Origin of the sequence: Cupriavidus sp. SIMBA_020, from assembly GCF_046535395.1 — a bacterium.
Taxonomy (GTDB): Bacteria; Pseudomonadota; Gammaproteobacteria; order Burkholderiales; family Burkholderiaceae; genus Cupriavidus; species Cupriavidus campinensis.
Window position 1 is genome coordinate 1 of sequence record NZ_JAWRWU010000010.1, and the last position, 17,750, is coordinate 17,750.

15 protein-coding genes are annotated in these 17,750 nt (G+C 67.8%); 12 read left to right on the plus strand and 3 right to left on the minus strand.

The features are described 5' to 3' along the window. Positions 1 to 277 precede the first annotated feature (277 nt). The gene (locus SB751_RS18915; RefSeq protein WP_144200926.1) at positions 278 to 1,300 is read right to left on the minus strand and encodes a DUF1338 domain-containing protein; all 1,023 of its coding nucleotides are present in this window, start codon (positions 1,298 to 1,300) and stop codon (positions 278 to 280) included. Between the two features lie 167 nt (positions 1,301 to 1,467). Here SB751_RS18915 and SB751_RS18920 point away from each other — a divergent pair, with 167 nt between their 5' ends. The 5 genes from SB751_RS18920 to SB751_RS18940 all read left to right on the plus strand — a co-directional run bounded on the left by SB751_RS18920 (position 1,468) and on the right by SB751_RS18940 (position 7,759). Then, positions 1,468 to 2,376, plus strand: a complete 909-nt coding sequence (locus tag SB751_RS18920) for a LysR substrate-binding domain-containing protein (protein ID WP_144200928.1) — start codon at positions 1,468 to 1,470, stop codon at positions 2,374 to 2,376. Positions 2,377 to 2,738: 362 nt separating this feature from the next. Beyond that, complete coding sequence (locus SB751_RS18925; RefSeq protein ID WP_410748293.1) at positions 2,739 to 3,641, plus strand: amidohydrolase family protein; 903 nt, start codon at positions 2,739 to 2,741, stop codon at positions 3,639 to 3,641. A 20-nt stretch (positions 3,642 to 3,661) separates the two neighbouring features. Continuing rightward, entirely contained in the window at positions 3,662 to 4,576 is a 915-nt protein-coding gene (locus SB751_RS18930) for an amidohydrolase family protein (protein ID WP_092293969.1), read from the plus strand. A gap of 124 nt (positions 4,577 to 4,700) precedes the next feature. Further along, complete coding sequence (locus tag SB751_RS18935; RefSeq protein WP_211942703.1) at positions 4,701 to 6,131, plus strand: UbiD family decarboxylase; 1,431 nt, start codon at positions 4,701 to 4,703, stop codon at positions 6,129 to 6,131. A 236-nt stretch (positions 6,132 to 6,367) separates the two neighbouring features. Beyond that, the gene (locus SB751_RS18940) at positions 6,368 to 7,759 is read left to right on the plus strand and encodes a nucleobase:cation symporter-2 family protein (RefSeq protein WP_144200936.1); all 1,392 of its coding nucleotides are present in this window, start codon (positions 6,368 to 6,370) and stop codon (positions 7,757 to 7,759) included. A 19-nt stretch (positions 7,760 to 7,778) separates the two neighbouring features. Here the strand turns inward: SB751_RS18940 and SB751_RS18945 are convergent, their stop codons facing one another. Beyond that, on the minus strand, positions 7,779 to 8,696 hold the full coding sequence (locus SB751_RS18945; RefSeq protein WP_144200938.1) for a LysR family transcriptional regulator: 918 nt from the start codon (positions 8,694 to 8,696) through the stop codon (positions 7,779 to 7,781). A 145-nt stretch (positions 8,697 to 8,841) separates the two neighbouring features. Between SB751_RS18945 and SB751_RS18950 the strand changes: the two genes are divergently transcribed. The 7 genes from SB751_RS18950 (at position 8,842) to SB751_RS18980 (ending at position 16,646) form a co-directional block, all read left to right on the plus strand. After that, complete coding sequence (locus tag SB751_RS18950) at positions 8,842 to 9,801, plus strand: FAD binding domain-containing protein (RefSeq protein ID WP_410748294.1); 960 nt, start codon at positions 8,842 to 8,844, stop codon at positions 9,799 to 9,801. Next, the gene (locus SB751_RS18955; RefSeq protein WP_144200942.1) at positions 9,710 to 10,201 is read left to right on the plus strand and encodes a (2Fe-2S)-binding protein; all 492 of its coding nucleotides are present in this window, start codon (positions 9,710 to 9,712) and stop codon (positions 10,199 to 10,201) included. The genes SB751_RS18950 and SB751_RS18955 overlap by 92 nt, the downstream gene beginning before the upstream one ends. Further along, positions 10,198 to 12,489 (plus strand): xanthine dehydrogenase family protein molybdopterin-binding subunit, encoded by a 2,292-nt coding sequence (locus SB751_RS18960; protein ID WP_211942702.1) that lies wholly within the window; start codon positions 10,198 to 10,200, stop codon positions 12,487 to 12,489. The genes SB751_RS18955 and SB751_RS18960 overlap by 4 nt, the downstream gene beginning before the upstream one ends. Further along, the gene (locus SB751_RS18965; RefSeq protein ID WP_144200946.1) at positions 12,486 to 13,112 is read left to right on the plus strand and encodes a UbiX family flavin prenyltransferase; all 627 of its coding nucleotides are present in this window, start codon (positions 12,486 to 12,488) and stop codon (positions 13,110 to 13,112) included. The genes SB751_RS18960 and SB751_RS18965 overlap by 4 nt, the downstream gene beginning before the upstream one ends. Further along, positions 13,109 to 14,212 (plus strand): CobW family GTP-binding protein, encoded by a 1,104-nt coding sequence (locus tag SB751_RS18970; RefSeq protein ID WP_144200948.1) that lies wholly within the window; start codon positions 13,109 to 13,111, stop codon positions 14,210 to 14,212. The genes SB751_RS18965 and SB751_RS18970 overlap by 4 nt, the downstream gene beginning before the upstream one ends. Before the next feature lie 245 nt (positions 14,213 to 14,457). Then, positions 14,458 to 15,801 (plus strand): epoxide hydrolase family protein, encoded by a 1,344-nt coding sequence (locus tag SB751_RS18975; protein WP_410748295.1) that lies wholly within the window; start codon positions 14,458 to 14,460, stop codon positions 15,799 to 15,801. 194 nt (positions 15,802 to 15,995) lie between these two features. Next, entirely contained in the window at positions 15,996 to 16,646 is a 651-nt protein-coding gene (locus tag SB751_RS18980; RefSeq protein WP_144200954.1) for a DsbA family protein, read from the plus strand. Between the two features lie 52 nt (positions 16,647 to 16,698). On the opposite strand, the gene SB751_RS18985 is transcribed toward SB751_RS18980, so the two are convergent. Further along, positions 16,699 to 17,697 carry a helix-turn-helix transcriptional regulator gene (locus SB751_RS18985; RefSeq protein ID WP_144200956.1) on the minus strand — a complete coding sequence of 333 codons (999 nt, stop codon included), beginning with the start codon at positions 17,695 to 17,697 and terminating at the stop codon, positions 16,699 to 16,701. Positions 17,698 to 17,750: the final 53 nt, after the last annotated feature.

Here is a 17,750-nt window from a genome sequence, read left to right on the forward strand (position 1 = left end):
GATCAGCTGGCTGTTGCGCGGCGTCAGGACTTGCAGCTTGGCGTTGTTGGCGTTCGACATGGTGGTTTCTCCGGTAATAAGATATTCAATAAGTTTGAGGTTTTCTTGGTCAGCGCGCTGTTCGCTTCTCGGCTTTGTTGCGCTGCCCATGTGCTGAACTATAGCGATCAACCCGCCACCGGAAGCGGGCTATCGCTGTCATAGTTATTCAAATTTATTGAATTATCGAAACCGGCGCCTTGCGGCGCCTTCCTGCCGTTGCCTCCGCCTAAGCCCCCTAGGCTGCCGCCGTCATCTTGAAGATTCCCTGCGCGTTCCCGGCGTCAAACCCGAGATCCACCCGGCGACGGGCCGCAGCTTCGTCCTCGAAGCTATCCCGCGTGATGAACTCGTAGAACGACCCCGGCACCTGGCGCGTGACGGTCTCGCCGTTGGCGCCCACGAACTCGCGCGTGACGGGATCGGCGCGGAAGGCGGTTTGCTTGACGCGGCCGCTGCCGGAGACCTCGACCTTTTCCTTCATCGGCCGGCCCAGCGCCTTCTGGGCATCGGCCAGGGCGAAGACGTCCACCACGCGGTCCGTGGCGTGGTTGAAGGCGTTGCCTTCGGTGGAGATCCACGCCATTTCGGCCGATTCCTTGAGCAGCGTCTCGTAGTCTTCCAGACGCGGCGCCGGGTGCTGGCGGGCAAAGCAGCGCGCCAGCAGGCCGACCAGTTCGGCGCCATCCGCCACGGCCAGCAGGCCGTCGCGTTCCAGTTGCCACAGCAATGTCTGGGCGCGCGGGGTCAGCGGGTCGGCGGACGCTTCGGTCACGCGGGTCACGGCGGCGCGGAAGGCGTCGCTGTAGCGCTCGCGCTCCGGGTGGAACTCGCTCAGGAAGAACTGGGCAATCTGCTCGGGGGCGTCGGCATGGGCGTAGGAGCGGCCGGTCATGCCGATGCGGTCGAGCGGGTAGGTACCGTTCAGCACGTAGCCGAGCGGGCGCAGGATGCGCGTGAAGGCCGCCTCGCCTTCGGGCAGCGCGCCGCTCTCCCACTTCACCGTGCGCAGTGCGCCATGGTCGAAGGTGACCTTGCCGCCGGCGCGGGCCACGTCGTCGGTGTAGGCGCGGCCGGTGGGCACGCGGTCCAGGATGTCGCCGAACAGCACGACATTGAGCGCCTGGGCGATCTCGGCACGCGTGGCGCGGCCCTCGATATCGGCCGGCAGCCCTTCGGGCATGGTGACCAGGGTCAGCAGGTGGGCGGCACGGGCGGCGCCCAGGTTGGCGTTGAGCAGCTTGGCGATATTCGGATTCATGGGAACGTAGTCACGGTAAGGTTGCGCCGCAGCATAGCGGCAGCGCCGGGCGGGTCACAAGCGACGAATGCTCACAACGTTGTGCGCCGCGCGCACGATGTCCGTCTCGCTATACTCTCCCCCTGCCGCCCCCAAGTCGCCCCAACCTGCTGTCGCCCCCGCCCGCCATGAGAAAGGACATCCCCAACCTGAACGCGCTGCTCGCGTTCGAGGCCGCCGCCCGGCTGGGCAGCTTCACCCGTGCCGCCGACGAACTCGCGCTCACCCAGAGCGCCGTCGGCCGGCAGGTGGCCCTGCTGGAGCAGCGGCTCGGCGTGGCGCTGTTCACCCGGGTACGGCGCCGGCTGGAGCTGACCGAAACAGGCCGGGAATACGCGGCGCGCGTACGGCGCCATCTGGACCATATCGAACGGGACACCCAGGAGATCAGCGCCGGCCGCACCCAGGGCTACACGCTGGAACTGGCCGTGGTGCCGACCTTCGCCACCCAATGGCTGATTCCCCGCCTGCCGGACTTCGCCCGGCTGCACCCCGAGATCACGGTCAACCTCAGCGCCCGCTCGCAGCCCTTTTCGTTCCAGGATTGCGCCTACGACGCAGCGATCTACTTCGGCGACCAGTTCTGGCCCGGCACGCGCGGCGGGGTGATCTTCCGGGAAGGCGGCATGGTGCCGGTGTGCAGCCCCGCCTTCAGGGCGGCGCACGCGCTGGCCGATGCCGAGGGCTTCGCCCAGTGCCGGCACCTGCACCTGAGCACGCGCCCGCAGGCGTGGCGCGACTGGTATGCGGTGCAGGGCTGGGACTACAGCGTGGCGGCGGCACGCGGGCCGCGCTATGAGCTGTTTACGATGATGACGGCCGCCGCGGCGGCCGGGCTGGGTGTCGGCCTGGCGCCGCGCCTGCTGATCGAGCGCGAGCTGGAAACCGGCCAGCTGGTGATTCCGGTGGAACGGGTGCTCGACGTGAGCCAGGGCTACTACTTCGCCTATCCGGAAGACGGCCCCCACGCGCCCGCGCTGGACGCCTTCCGCGACTGGGTACTGGGCCTCTCGCCGGACACAGCGCGCGAGCCCTGAACCGCCGGACCCGGCTACGGCTGGCCGGACCCATCCCATGAAAGCGTTCCCCGCGCCCGAACGCATTGTTTCGCGCAAGCTTCATCGGCCCGGCCGATATATGGATCTGCGTTCCAGATGAATGCCGCCGCGGCGCCGGCTATCCTGTATAACGAACGCGTGGGTATAAGCGGTCGATTGGACACCGGCGGCGCAACGCCGCCCCGTTCAACTGGAGATTGCTCACTGACGGAGTCGTTCGTCAGTGGCGCCATGCATCCAGCCGCACCCGCCCCCTGACACGACTCCCGCAAGCGGCATGACCAGCGTCCCCGAGCGCCGGCATGCACGTCTTCCACCTGAGTCATCGTTAGGGGATCTCAATGATCATCGACACCAGTTGCTATCCGACGAACCTGGTCGACCTGGCCTGGCGGCATGACGGCGACCCGTTCACGGGCGAACGCCTGATCCGCATGATGGACGGTCCGTTCACCCTCAACGGCAAGCCGCGCCGCATCGACAAGGCTTTCATCCAGCCGCCGCAGGGCAACACCATCTACACGTACACCGACGGCGAGCGCAGCGGCGCAGAGTCCATCGACATGTACATGGGCTACACGCGCGAGATGGTGGAGAAGTACCCGGAGCGCTTCATTGGCTGCTACGTCTACAACCCGCGCTGCGGCGTGGAGAACGGCGTGAACGCGATGGAACACTACGTGAAGCGGCTCGGCTTCAAGATGGTCCAGTTCCAGGCCAACATGCACGCCTACCGGCCCGACCGCGCGCTGGACTGGCTGCGCCCGGCGCTGCAGAAGTGCGCCGAGCTGGGCGTGCTGGTCAAGCTGCACACGGGCGACGGCCCGTACAGCATTCCCACCGAATGGGTGCCGATGATGAAGGAGTTCCCGACCGTGAACTTCATCATGGCCCACTTTGGCGTGCAGACCGGCGGGGTGTACTGCTTCGAGCCGTTCCAGATGGCCATGGACATGCCGAACGTGTATTGCGAGTCCGGCTGGTGCCTGCAGTCGCGCATCGTCGAGTTCGCCAAGGTGCTGCCCAAGCACAAGATCCTGTTCGGCTCCGACACCCCGCCCAACGAGCCCGGCATGTGGCTGCGCCTGCTGGAGGTGCTCTGCTTCGAGCCGCCGCAGGGGCTGAACCTCGACGAAGACACGCTCGAGGACTACCTCGGCAACAACGTCGCCCGCATGATCGGCCTGGAACCCACGCCCGTGCCGCGCACGCTGGAAGAAGCCCACGCCCGCCTGGCCGCCTGATTCCGCACCCGGAGCCACAGATGATTATCGATACCCACCTGCACCCGACCAACCTCGTCGACGAAGCCTGGCGCCACACCGGCGAGCCCTTCACCGGCGAGCGCCTGCTCAAGATGATGGACGGCCCCTACATGATCAACGGCAAGCCGCGCCGCATCGACATGGGCTTTATCCAGCCGCCGCCGGGCAACACCGGCTACCGCGACGGCAACCGCCGTGGCCGCGAAGGCATCCGCGACTACATGGCCTACGTCGCCAGCCTGTGCCAGAAGTACCCGGACCGCTTCATCGGCAATTTCACCTTCAACCCGCGCTGGGGCCCGGAGGAAGGCGCACAGGAGCTGGAGTTCCACATCAAGGAGTACGGCTTCAAGATGCTGAAGCTGCACGCCAACATGCACGGCTACCGGCCTGACCGCGCGCTGGACTGGCTGCGCCCGGCGATGAAGGTCTGCGCCAAGTACAACATCGTGGTGCTGATCCATACCGGCGACGGCCCGTACACGATCCCGACGATGTTCTACCCGGTGATCCGCGAGTTCCCGATGGTCAATTTCATCATCGGTCACTTCGGCATCCAGACCGGCGGCAACTACTCGTTCGAGGCGTTCTGGATGGCGATGGACACGCCGAACGTGTATTGCGAGTCTGGCTGGTGCTTCCAGTCGCGCATTGTCGAGTTCGCCCGGCAGCTGCCGCGCAACAAGATCGTGTTCGGCACGGATACGCCGCCCAACGAGCCCGGCATGTGGCTGCGCGAGCTGGAAATGCTGTGCGGGCCCGCCCCGCAGGGCATGGACCTGGACGAGGACGGCCTGGAGGGCTACATGGGCAACAACATCGCCCGGCTGGTCGGTATCGAGCCGACCGCACCGCCCAAGACCCAGGAGGAAGCGCAGGCGCGGCTCAAGGACACCTACGCCAGCACGCGCTGATCTCGCTCATCGCTCAAGCCTGACATCCGTCTGGTCACGCGCGGGCCGCCCTCCCCGGCCCGCCCGCGCGCGGCAACAGACTCCCGATGGTTGTACCAGCCTTGTACCCAAGCGGAGCCATGCCATGACTGCCTTACCCACCTCGCCCACGCCATCGACCTCGCCGCCGGCGGGGTTCGATGACACATCCCAAGACTTCCACACCTTTCTGGCCGCGTACCGCGCGGCGTATCCCGACGACGTCCTGACCGTGCGCGACCCCGTGGCCGCCGACCAGGACCCGACCGCGCTGGTCTGGGCACTGGCCGCGCAGAACCGCCATCCGGCCATCGTGTTCGAGAACGTGGCGGGCCTCGCCACGCCGCTGGTCACCAACCTGTTCGCCTCGCGCGAGCGCGTGGGGCGCATGCTCGGCGGAGTCTCGCCGGCCGGCATCCATGCCGAGTACCAGGCGCGCAGCCGCCGCATGCAGCCGCCACGCGTGCTGCCGAGCGGCGCGGTGACGGACATCGTGCAGGAGCAGGTCGATCTGTCGACGATTCCCGCGATCCGGCACTTCGCCACGGACCGGGGCCCCTACATCACCAATGCCATCCTGATTGCCGAAGACCCCGAGACCGGCATCGGCAACGCCAGCTATCACCGGTCGATGCTGCACTCGCCCAGCGAGATCGCCACCAGCCTGCATTCGCGCGGGCACCTGTGGCGCATGCTCCAGCGCGCCACGGCGGCCGGCAAGCCGCTGCCAGTGGCGATGGTGATCGGCGCCCATCCGCTGTTCATGCTGGCCGGCGCGGCACGACTGCCGTACGGCGTGGACGAGCGCCACGTGGCCGGCGGGCTGTTCGGTGCGCCGCTTGAGGTGGTACGGACGCCGCGTTATGGCATCGCCGTGCCGGCGCACGCCGAGATCGTGCTGGAAGGGGTGATCGACCCGTCGGCGCGCGTCGAGGAAGGGCCGTTCGGCGAGTTCACCGGCTATTCGTCCGATCGCTCCACCAACAACCTGCTGCGCGTGGAGACGGTGATGCGCCGCCGCGATGCGTGGCTGGTCGATGTGGTCGGCGGCAATTCGGCCGAGCACCTGAACCTCGGACGCATTCCGCGCGAGTCGGAGATGGTGGAGAAGCTGCGCGAGCGCTTTCCCGGCGTCACGGCGGTGCACTACCCGAGTTCCGGCACGCACTTCCACGCCTACGTGGCGCTGCGCCAGTCGCGGCCCGGGGAGGCACGGCAGGTCATGCTCGGGCTGCTCGGCTGGGACCCGTACCTGAAGACCGTGGTCGCCGTGGACGAGGATGTGGACATCACGCGCGACGAGGAGGTGCTGTGGGCCATCGCCACGCACCTGCAGCCGCACCTGGACGTAGTGGTGGTGGACGGCCTGCCCGGCAGCGCGCTCGACCCCTCGGCGTCCGGCGTGGGCACCACCTCGCGCATGGGGCTGGACGCCACGCGCGGCCCGGCCTTCGACGGCATCCGTGCCCGCATCGACCCCGCCGCCATGGCCCGCGCCACGGCACTGCTGGCGCGGCTCGATACGGGAAAACACTGACCCGACGCCCTAATCCCCAACCAGCCCCTAGATAGCGCGCCGTAGGGGCAGATTGATCGGCTTTGCCGATCGATTCATCCGTGGCGCCTGTATACCCACTGACCGGTGGCTGGCATGCTGCCCCGACAACGACAACGCAGGTGGCGGAAGACGTGGCACAGACCACGGGGGGCGGCTACAGCGACTCCCTTCCGGCCCATCATGCGGCGACCGGCCTGGAAGACCAAGGAGACAGCATGACCCCCCACCACGCCCCCCACGGGAAACCGCCCGTGCATCCGGTCGATGAAGTCCTGCCCCCGCTGCGCCTGGCCGCTCTCGGGCTGCAACACGTGCTCGTGATGTACGCGGGCGCCATTGCCGTGCCGCTGATCATCGGCGGCGCGCTGAAGCTGCCCAAGGACCAGATTGCCTTCCTGATCGCCGCCGACCTGTTCTGCTGCGGGCTGGTGACGATGATCCAGAGCGTCGGCATCTGGAAGATCGGCATCCGCCTGCCGGTGATGATGGGCGTCACCTTCACCGCCATCGCGCCGATCATCGCCACCGGATCGAACCCCGCGCTCGGGCTGCCCGCCGTGTTCGGGGCGGTGATGGTGGCCGGCGTGTTCACCTACGTGGCGGCGCCCTACGTGAGCCGGCTGATCCGCTGGTTCCCGCCCGTGGTCACCGGCACCGTGGTGCTCATCATAGGCATCTCGCTGATGCGGGTCGGCATCAACTGGGCGGCGGGCGGCAACCCGACGATTGCCAGCCCGACCGGCCCGGTGCCGAATCCGGCCTATGGGCTGCCCGCCAACCTCGGCATCGCGGCGGCGGTGCTGCTGACCGTGCTGGTCATGATCGCCTTCTTCAAGGGCTTCCTGTGCAATGTCGCGGTGCTGATCGGCATCACGGTGGGCTTTGTCATCGCGCTGTCGATGGGCAAGGTCAGCTTCTCGGGCGTACACACGGCGCACTGGGTGGAGCTGATCACGCCGTTCCATTTCGGCTGGCCGACCTTCGACGCCATGACCTCGGTCACGCTGTGCGTGGTGATGGTGGTGATCATGATCGAGGGCGTGGGGCAGTTCCTGGCGCTCGGGGAGATCGTGGAGCGGCCCGTCACGCCGGATGACCTGGCGCGCGGGCTGCGTGCCGATGGCGTGGGCGCGCTGGTGGGGGCGGTGTTCAACACCTTCACCTATACCTCCTACGCCCAGAACGTGGGGCTGGTGCAGGTGACCGGCGTACGCAGCCGCTGGGTGTGCGCGACGGCAGGCGGCATGCTGATCGTGCTGGGCTGCCTGCCCAAGCTGGCGTTCTTCGCGGCGTCCATCCCGCAGTACGTGCTGGGCGGGGCAGCGCTGGTGATGTTCGGCATGGTGGCGGCCACCGGCGTGCGCATCCTCGGCCATGTGGATTTCGTCGAGAACAAGAAGAACGCCTATATCGTGGCGGTCAGCATCGCCATGGGGATGATTCCGCTGGTGGCGGACAGGTTCTTCGTGCAGCTGCCGGAACTCGTCGCCAAGTTCTGCCAGAACGGCATCCTGCTCGGCACGCTGTGCGCGGTGCTGCTGAACCTGCTGTTCAACACCCGGGCTGAGGCCGGGGCGCCGGAGATGCTGGCGAAGAAGATCGCCTGACCCCGGAGCCTGCCCGGACTTACTCGCCCAGTTCCTTCCTGTGCTTCATCAGCAGGTCGCGGAAGGACTGGGCGGGCGGCGAAAGCGAGCGGTCGGCGTGGACCAGCAGCGAGATATCGCGGTGAATCGCCGGGTCGCGCGGCGCCACCGTGACCAGCCCCAGCGCCGAGGTCAGCCGGGTCACCGCCGTGCTCATCACGGCGATGCCCAGCCCCGCATCGACCATGCCGACCATCGTCAGCGGCAGGAAGACCTCGTGCACGCGTGACAGCGTGATGCCGCGCACCGCCAGCGCTGCATCAAGGCAATCGCGGATCGGGTTGCCCCGGTGCGGGCCGATGACCGGCAGCTTCGCCACATCCTCCCAGGTCAGTTCCCGGCGCCGCGCCAGCGGATGATGCGGCGGCATGACGATCACGAAGGCATCCGACGAGAGCCGGTACGCGGTGAGGTCCGGCTGGCCCTCCGGAATCGTGCCAATACCGAAATCGACCTCGCCCGAGCTGACCATGCGCGGCACCTCGTGCTCGGACACATCGTGCAATTCCACCTTCACGCCCGGATGCCCGACGCAGAACTCGCGGATAAAGCGCGGCAGCATCAGCGCCGCCTGGATCGACGACGCCGCAATCGACACCCGCCCCCGGCCCAGCGAGCGCAGTTCGTTGGAGTTTTCCAGCACGCTGTCGATGTCGGCCACGGCCTTCTTGACCGTCGGCAGCAGCTCGGCGCCGGCCTGGGTGATCTGCATGAGGCGCGTGTGGCGGTCGAACAGCTTGAGGCCCAGGTTGCCTTCCAGTTCGTGGATCAGCGCGCTGACTGACGACTGCGAGAGGTTCAGTTTCTCCGCCGCGCGCGTGAAATGCAGTTCCTCGGCAACGGCGATAAAGGCGCGCAGTTGCCGCAGCGAAACATTCATATTGCTGAGGTTGGCCATGTCTCCCCCGTGCTTTCTGTTGAAGCGTGGTGTGGTGGTCGATTCAGAGCGTAACACGATCAATAAATCCGGTTATGGGTATTTACCGATGATCGCGCGCCAACCATCATGGTTTCACCGACACGCCGCCCCCACAGGAGCCACGATGAGAGCGTTTGAATACCTCGAACCCGCCACGCTTGCCGAAGCGTCCGCGCTGCTGCACCGCTGCGGCGGGCGCGCCAGCGTGCTGGCGGGCGGCACCGACCTGCTCGTGCAGATCAAGGCGTCGCACCGCCAGCCCGCCCGCGTCATCAACATCAAGAAGATCCCGGGCATGGACGTGCTGACGTTCGATGCCGCCGAGGGCCTGCGCATCGGCGCGCTGGTCACCACGCGGGAGGTGGAAACCTCCGACATGGCCCGGCGCCACTACGCCAGCCTGGCCAAAGCCGTGACCGACTTCGCCTCGATCCAGGTGCGCAACCGCGCCACGGTGGTGGGCAATGTCTGCCGCGCGTCGCCATCGGCCGATACGCTGGCGCCGCTGATTGCCGACCGCGCGCAGGTGCACCTCTATGGCCTGTCCGGCTCGCGCTCGATGCCGGTGGAGGCCTTCGTCACCGGCGCCGGCAAGACCGCGCTGGCTGCCGACGAACTGGTCTCGCGCCTGACCGTGCCGGCGCCCCGGCCCTACACCGGCAAGGCCTACCTCAAGCATGGCCGGCGCGTGCAGATGGAGCTGGCCACTGTAGGCGTGGCGGTGTCGATTACGGTGGAACGCGGGCAGTGCCTCGACGTCGGCATCGTGCTGGCGGCAGTCGGCCCTACCCCGATCCGCGCCGTGCACGCCGAAGCCATGCTGCGCGACCGCCCCATCTCGGCCGGGCTGGTTCTCCAGGCCGCCCACGCGGCCATGGAGGATGCCCGCCCGATCAGCGACGTGCGCGCCAGCGCCGCTACCGCCGCGAGATGGTGGGCGTGCTCACGCGCCGTGCCATCGAACTGGCCCTGCAGGAAACGGAGACCCACTGATGCGCCAATTCATCGCACTCACCCTCAACGGCGAGCCCCGCGAACTCGCGGTGGAGCCGCACAGCACGCTGCTCGACGCGCTGCGCCATGACGCCGGCCTCACCGGCACCAAGAAGGGCTGCGACGTCGGCGAATGCGGCTCCTGCACGGTCCTGATGGACGGCAAGCCGACCAACGCCTGCCTGGTGCTGGCGCCCGAGGCGCACGGCTGCACGCTGGTCACGATCGAGGGCATCCAGCCCGACCCCGACACGGTGCACCCGGTGCAGGACCAGTTCATGCGCTGCGGCGCGGCCCAGTGCGGATTCTGCACGCCGGGCTTCGTGGTCATGGCCAAGGCGCTGCTGGACGAGAACCCCCAGCCCACGCGCGACGAGATCCGCTTCGCCATCGCCGGCAACATCTGCCGCTGCACCGGCTACACCAAGATCATCGAGGCCATCGAGCAGACCGCCGAAACCCTGCGCCACGCACCGGAGGCCACGCGATGACCCACGCCGTGATCGGACACAGCGTCAAGCGCACGGACCTGCTCGACAAGGTCACCGGCAACGCGAAGTACGTCGCCGACATGCCGCTCGCCGGCCTGCTCCACGCCAAGATGAAGCGCAGCAATGTGGCCCATGCACGCATCCGCCGCATCGACGCCTCGGCCGCACTGGCGCTGCCCGGCGTGAAGGCCGTGCTCACCCATGAGAACGTGCCGCGCGTGCTGCACGCGGGCTCGCCGCACCCGCGCTCCGCCTCGGTCACCTGCGACCAGTACATCCTCGACGACAAGGTGCGCTACTGGGGCGAAGGCGTGGCCGCCGTGGCCGCCATCAGCGAGGAGATCGCCGCGCGCGCCGTGGAGTTGATCGAGGTCGAATACGAGCCATTGCCCGCCGTGTTCACCGTGGACGATGCCGCCGCGCCCGGCGCCCCGCTGATCCACGACCGCGCGCCCGGCGGCAACCTCGTACTGCCGCCGGTGCGGATCGAGCGGGGCGATGTGGAGCGCGGCTTCGCCGAGGCCGACTTCATCCTCGAAGGCATCTACGAGGGCGGGCGCCCCACGCCGGCCTACATGGAACCGAACGTGCTGACCTGCAAGTGGGACGGCAACGGCAACCTGACCGTATGGATCTCCACCCAGACCGCCTTCATGGTGCGCGGGATCATGGCCGAGGTGCTGGGCCTGCCGCTGCACAAGGTGCGCGTGCTGGTGGACCACATGGGCGGCGGCTTCGGCGCCAAGCAGGACCTGTTCCAGAGCGAGTTCCTGTGCGCGCTGCTGGCCCGCGAGACGCGCCGCCCGGTGCGCATGGAATACACGCGCGAAGAGACCTTCCTCGGTGGCCGCACGCGCCACCCGGCGCGGATCTGGCTGCGCCAGGGCTTCCGCAACGACGGCACGATCACCGCACGCGAGGCCAGGGTGGTGTTCAACTCGGGCGCCTATGGCTCCCACGGCCCCGGCGTGACCAACGTGGGCACCGCCGCGATGGTCTCGCTCTACCGCTGCGAGAACGTGCGGCTGGAGGGGCGTTGCGTCTACACCAACAGCCCCATCGCCGGCGCCTTCCGGGGTTACGGCGTGGTGCAGACCTACTACGCACTGGACATCCAGATGGACGAGGCCGCCGCCCACCTCGGCATCGACCCCGCCGAGCTGAAGCTGCGCAACGCCGTGCGCGAGGGCGACATCGCGCCCTCCAACCATCCGCTGATCGGCCACGGCCTGGAAGCCTGCCTGCGCAAGGGCATGGAGGCCACCGGCTGGGCGCAGCGGCGCGCGCAGACGCGCCAGCAGCAGGGCGTGATCCGGCGCGGCTGGGGCGTGGGGTGCGAGATGCACGGCAGCAGCGCCTACCCCGGCATCAAGGAGCAGGGCAACGCTATCGTCAAGATGAACGAGGACGGCACCGTGGTGCTGCTGACCGGCGCCGCCGGGCTGGGCACCGGCGCACACACCGCGCTGGCGCAGATCGTGGCGGAGGAACTGTGCATCCCGTTCGACTGCGTGAGCGTGGTGCATGGCGATACGGACGTGGTGCCGTGGGATATCGGCGCCTTTGCCAGCCACACCACCTATATGGTCGGCCGCGCGGCGCAGATGGCGGCCGGCGAGATCAAGACGCAGCTGCTGGCCCGCGCCGCCGCGCAGATGGAAGCCGCGCCGGAGCAACTGGCCATCGCCAACGGCGTGATTGCCGTGCGGAGCCGCCCCGGCCCCACGCTGACCGTGCGCGAGGCCGTGATGCCGCGCAAGGGCCTGCCTGCCGCACAGTTCGTCGGCACGGCCACCTATCACCCCACCAAGTCGTACTCGTTCGCCGCGCATTTCGTCGAGGTGGAGGTCGATACCGAGACCGGCTTTATCACCGTGGCGCAGGTGGTGCCGGTGCACGACATCGGCAAGGTCATCCACCCGGTGGCGGCGGCGGGACAGATCGAGGGCGGCATCCAGCAGGGCATCGGCCATACGCTGTACGAGGACTACCAGATCGACATGCAGACCGGGCGCTCGCTCAATGCCAATTTCGTGGACTACAAGATGCCGCTGGCGATGGACATGCCGCCGATCCACACGATCCTGCTGGAAGCCGCGCCGGACCCCGGCGGGCCGTTCGGCGCAAAGGGAGTGGGCGAGGACCCGATCGTTGCCATCGGCCCGGCCATCGCCAACGCGGTGTATGACGCCATCGGGGTGCGCTTCCGCCACTATCCGATCCGGCCCGAGCAGGTGCTGCACGCGCTTGCTGCCAGGTCCGCCTTGCCCGGCGAGGCCCGGCCATGAACGCCCCGCGCAGGCTGGTCGTGGCCATCACGGGGGCCAGCGGCGCGGCCTACGGCGTGCGGCTGCTCCAGGCGCTCGGCACGGCGGAGGGCTGGGAGACGCATCTGGTCTGCTCGCCGTCCGGGCTGCTGACGATCCATCACGAACTCGGCATGCAGCGGCCCGAGGTGGAGCGGCTGGCGGATGTGGTGCACAACGTGCGCGATATCGGCGCCACCGTGGCGAGCGGCTCGTTCCGCTGCGACGGCATGGTGGTGGCGCCCTGCTCGATGCGCACGCTGGCCGCCATTGCCACCGGTCTGGCGGACAACCTCGTCACCCGCGCGGCAGACGTGATGCTCAAGGAGCGCCGCCGGCTGGTGCTGCTGGCGCGCGAGACGCCGCTGCACCTCGTCCACCTGCGCAACATGACCACGGTGACCGAGATGGGCGCCATCGTCATGCCGCCCGTGCCGGCGTTCTACGCCCATCCGCAGAGCGTGGACGACATTGTCGGCCACACCGTGGGCCGCGTGCTGGACCTGTTCGGCGTGGAGCACGCCGGGCTGGTCTCGCGCTGGCGCGGCATGCGCGCCACGCTGGCCGCCGTGCATTCGGACTTTCCCACCCAGGAGACACCATGACCCTTCCGCAAGCTACCCCGCAGTCCCTGCCGCCCGTGCCCGTGACCATCCTCACCGGCTTCCTTGGCGCCGGCAAGACCACGCTGCTCAACCACATCCTCACGCAGAAGCACGGCCACCGCATCGCGGTCATCGAGAACGAGTTTGGCGAGGTGGATGTCGATTCGGATCTGGTGATGACCTCGGACGAGGAGATCTACCAGATGACCAACGGCTGCATCTGCTGCGTGGTGGATGTGCGGACCGACCTCGTGCGCATTCTCCAGACGCTGCTGGCCCAGCCGGAGCGCTTCGACCATATCCTCGTGGAAACCAGCGGGCTGGCCGACCCCACGCCGGTGGCGGCCACCTTCTTCATGGACAACGACGTGGCGAAGCAGGTGACGCTCGACGGCATCCTGACGCTGGTGGATGCCGTGCACATCGAATCGCACCTGGACGACCCGCAGCTCTCCGGCTTCGACAACCAGGCGGTGGACCAGATCGTGGCGGCGGACCGCATCATTCTGAACAAGTCCGACCTGGTGAGCGCCGAACGGCTCGATGCGCTGGCCGCCCGGCTTCATCACCTGAACGAGGGCGCGCAGATCCTGCGCTCGAACCACGCTCAGGTGGATCTGTCGCGCATCCTCGGCATCGGTGGCTTCACGCCCGGCGTGGCCACGCTGCCGGCGGACGACCTGCATGGGCATGATTACGGGCACGACCACGGCCATGATCACGAACATGTTTGCGACGAGACCTGCGAGCACGGCCATGCGGATGACGACGACCACGCCCATCGCCACGACCCGTCGGTGACGTCGGTCTCCCTGCTGTTCGACACCCCGTTCGACCGCCAGCGCCTGGAACACGCGCTCAAGGCCCTGCTGGCCGCGCAGGGCAACGACGTCTTCCGCATGAAGGGCATCGTCGCCGTGCAGGACGACGACCGCCGCCACGTGTTGCAGGCGGTGCACCGGCTGATGGACTTCCATCCCGCCGACCCGTGGGACGCGCGCCCGCGCGAGAGCAAGTTCGTCTTTATCGGCCGCAACCTCGACCGCGCACGGCTCCAGACGCTCCTGCGCGTGTGCCAGCCCGCCCAGCTGGCGGCCTGATTGGTGGCCTGATTGGTGGTTTGATACCGCTCTGGGACCCGTCTGCCGGACAGTCGGGTGTTTGCCGGTGCAGTGCGGCGTGACGCCGCCTGCACCGCTTTTTTCTTGCGAAGCATTGTTCCTGCCCCGCACAAGAGTTGTACGCGGGCTACCGTTCAAGTCCTGCTCCGACTTTTCCATACTGCTGCCAAGACCTGGCGGCGTCTGCGCCGCCAACCGGACTCAATGGATAACCAGGAGCTTGTATGTCAAACGATGCACTTCCCCAGGCGTCATCGCGCCGCCGCTTTATCGGCTATTCCGTGGGTGCGGCAGCGGCAGCCGTCGCCAGCGGGTCCCTGAGCGAATTCGCCTTTGCCGGCGAGAGCCCGCCAAGCGTCGGGATCGCCAGCCCGTCCGGCAATCCAGCCGGCGGCACGGCCATCCGCCCGCTGCGCGTGCATGTGCCGGAGTCCCGCCTCGTCGATCTGCGACGGCGCATCCGGGCGACGCAGTGGCCCGAGCGCGAGACAGTCACCGACGCCACGCAGGGCGTGCAACTTTCTACAGTGCGCAAGCTCGCGCAGTACTGGGAGGCGCACTACGATTGGCGCAGGATCGAGGCCCGGCTCAACGCGACGCCGCAGTTCGTCACCGAGATCGACGGTCTCGACATTCATTTCATCCACGTGCGCTCGAAGCACAGCCACGCGTTGCCGATCATCATCACGCATGGATGGCCCGGCTCGATCATCGAGCAGCTGAAGGTCATCGGCCCGCTCACGGACCCCACCGCGTATGGTGGTTCGGCGGCCGACGCCTTTGACGTGGTAATTCCGTCGCTGCCGGGTCACGGCTTCTCGGGCAAGCCGACCACCACCGGCTGGGATCCCGCGCGCATCGCACGCGCGTGGGTCACCCTGATGCAGCGGCTCGGCTATACGCGCTTTGCGGCACAAGGTGGCGACTGGGGCAATGCGGTAACCGAGCAGATGGCGCTGATCGCGCCTCCGGAGCTGATCGGCATTCACACCAACATGCCGGCCACCATTCCGCAAGACATCGCCAACGCGCTCAAGGCGGGCGGGGCCGCGCCGGGTGGACTGGGACCCGACGAGCAGCATGCGTACGCGCAGCTCGACACGTTCTACAAGCATGGGCTTGGCTATGCGCTGGAGATGGCGAACCGCCCGCAGACGCTGTATGCGCTCGCGGACTCGCCGGTCGGCCTCGCGGCGTGGATGCTCGACCACGATGCGGCCAGCCAGGCACTGATCGCACGCGTGTTCGACGGACAGCGGGAAGGCCTGACGCGCGATGACGTGCTCGACAACGTCACGCTGTACTGGCTGACCAACACTGCGGTGTCTTCAGCGCGGCTGTATTGGGAGAACAAGCTCGACTTTTTCGCGCCGAAGCACGTCGCCATTCCGGTTGCCGTGAGTGTGTTCCCCGACGAGATCTACGCCGCGCCACGAAGCTGGGCGGAGCGTGCCTACCCGAAGCTGATTCACTTCAACCGCCTGCCCAAGGGCGGCCACTTCGCGGCGTGGGAACAACCCCGGGCGTTCACGGAAGAAGTCCGCACGAGCTTCAGGTCGTTGCGCTAGCGCAGACGCGTAAGCGTTGACGCTCAGGGCGCGGACTTGTTCCACCATGTATCAATTCAAGTTCACCTGGATGGCTTCATCGGGCCAGTCCGCGCTTCTATAGTCCTCTTCATTACCGAAAGCTCGATCCGCGCCGGAAGGCGCATCTCCACCCGGTCGCCACGGCGCGACCCTCTAACGATCAAAGGCAAGAAATGGAACTGGTCTATGTTGGCGACCCGATGTGCTCGTGGTGCTATGGATTCGGCAAGGAATTGACCGAGGTTCGTGAGCGCTTCCCCGATCTGCCGTTGCGCATTGTCGTGGGTGGCATCCGCGCTGGCGCCACCGACATCCTCGACGAGGCCGGCAAGCGCTTCCGGCTCCATCACTGGAGCCGGGTGGAAAGCGCGAGCGGTCTGCCGTTCAATCGCGATGGGCTGATGGCGCGCGAGAACTTTGTCTACGATACCGAGCCCATCTGCCGCGCCGTCGTCACGGCTCGCCAGCTATTCCCCCAATCCGACCTCCTGGCGGTATTCCGCGCCTTGCAGGCAGCGTTCTACGTCGATGCGCTCGACACCACGGACGGCAAGGTACTGGCGGACGTCGCGGCGCAGGCGCTGAATCGTCAGGGTCATGCCGTTTCCGCGCAGACGTTCCTGGACCAGTGGCTCAGCGACGCTGCCATCGCAGCCACCGTGGAAGACTTCCGCACCGCACGCGGCTGGGGCATTTCCAGCTTCCCGGCGCTGGTCCTGGATCACGGCGGCCGTCTTCACCACGTCTCGGGCGGCTACGCACACGCCAGCGATGTTGCCCAACAGTTGAAGCATGTGATGGAAGCTGCCAGCGCGGCCGCCTGAGCCTCCACCGTGCGGCATCGTGCGGCATCGTGCGGCGATGCCCCGCATCCCCTCAGCGCCGCAACGTGGCCGAAGGCAGTTCGCCGAATTCGCGCTGGTACTCGCGCGAGAACAGGCTCAGGTGCGTGAAGCCGTGCCGCAGGGCGATGGCGGAGACCGCGCCGCGCCCCGGCGTGGCGCGCTGGAGGTCCGCGCGCGCCGCCTGGAGGCGCAGCACGCGCAGGTACTCCATCGGCGTGGTGTTCTTGGCCTTGCGGAAGCCCAGTTGCAGGGTGCGTTCGCACACGCCGCAATGGGCGGCCAGCGCGCCCAGCGTGACCGGCTTGTCGAGGTGGGCACGCAGGTAGCGGATGGCGCAACGCACGTAGGCCGGCAGCGCGGCCCGGAAGCCGCGCGGCAGCAGGCTGCCGTCGTGGCCGAACTGGTCCACCAGCAGCGTGCCGAGCACCAGCCGCTCGATGGCGGCGTCGGTGATCGCCTCGGTGGCCAATGCGGCGCCTTGCGCGCGGGCGTCGAACTCCGTACGCAGCCACGCCATCATCGCCTGCCAGCGCGCCGAATCCGCCGCGTGGAAATCGAAGACCAGCGGCGCCGGCGCGTCGAAGCTGAAGCATTCCAGAAACGCCGCCTCCAGCGCCTGCCGGCGGATGACCACGCTGAAGCGCTCGCAGTCGGCATCGGGCTGTAGCCGCACCGGCAGCGACGGCGAAAACACGCGCACCGCGCCCACCGGCATCTCGGCGGCGCGGCCTCCCGCCAGCAGCCGGCAGCGGCCCGCCGTCACGGTCTGGATCACGAATTCGTCCTTGCCAACGCGCGGCTCGATCTCCATCGCCCGGCCATAGCGCGTGGTGGCCAGCGTCAGGTGACCGATCTGGCACGTGCGCAGCTGCACGTCCGGTGCGTCATCCTCGGCGTCCCCCGTAGCGTCCCCGATATCGAGCCGTGTGGGCCCAAACACCCGCGCGGAGAGCGACTGCACGTGGTCCAGCGCCCGTGCGCGGCCAGCGTGGGCCGTGTTGCCTGTCTGCGATGCGGCGCGCTGCGTCATGGCACGTCTCCGGTGAGGTGCGGCCATCGTAGGAGCCGCGACCCATGCGGGCA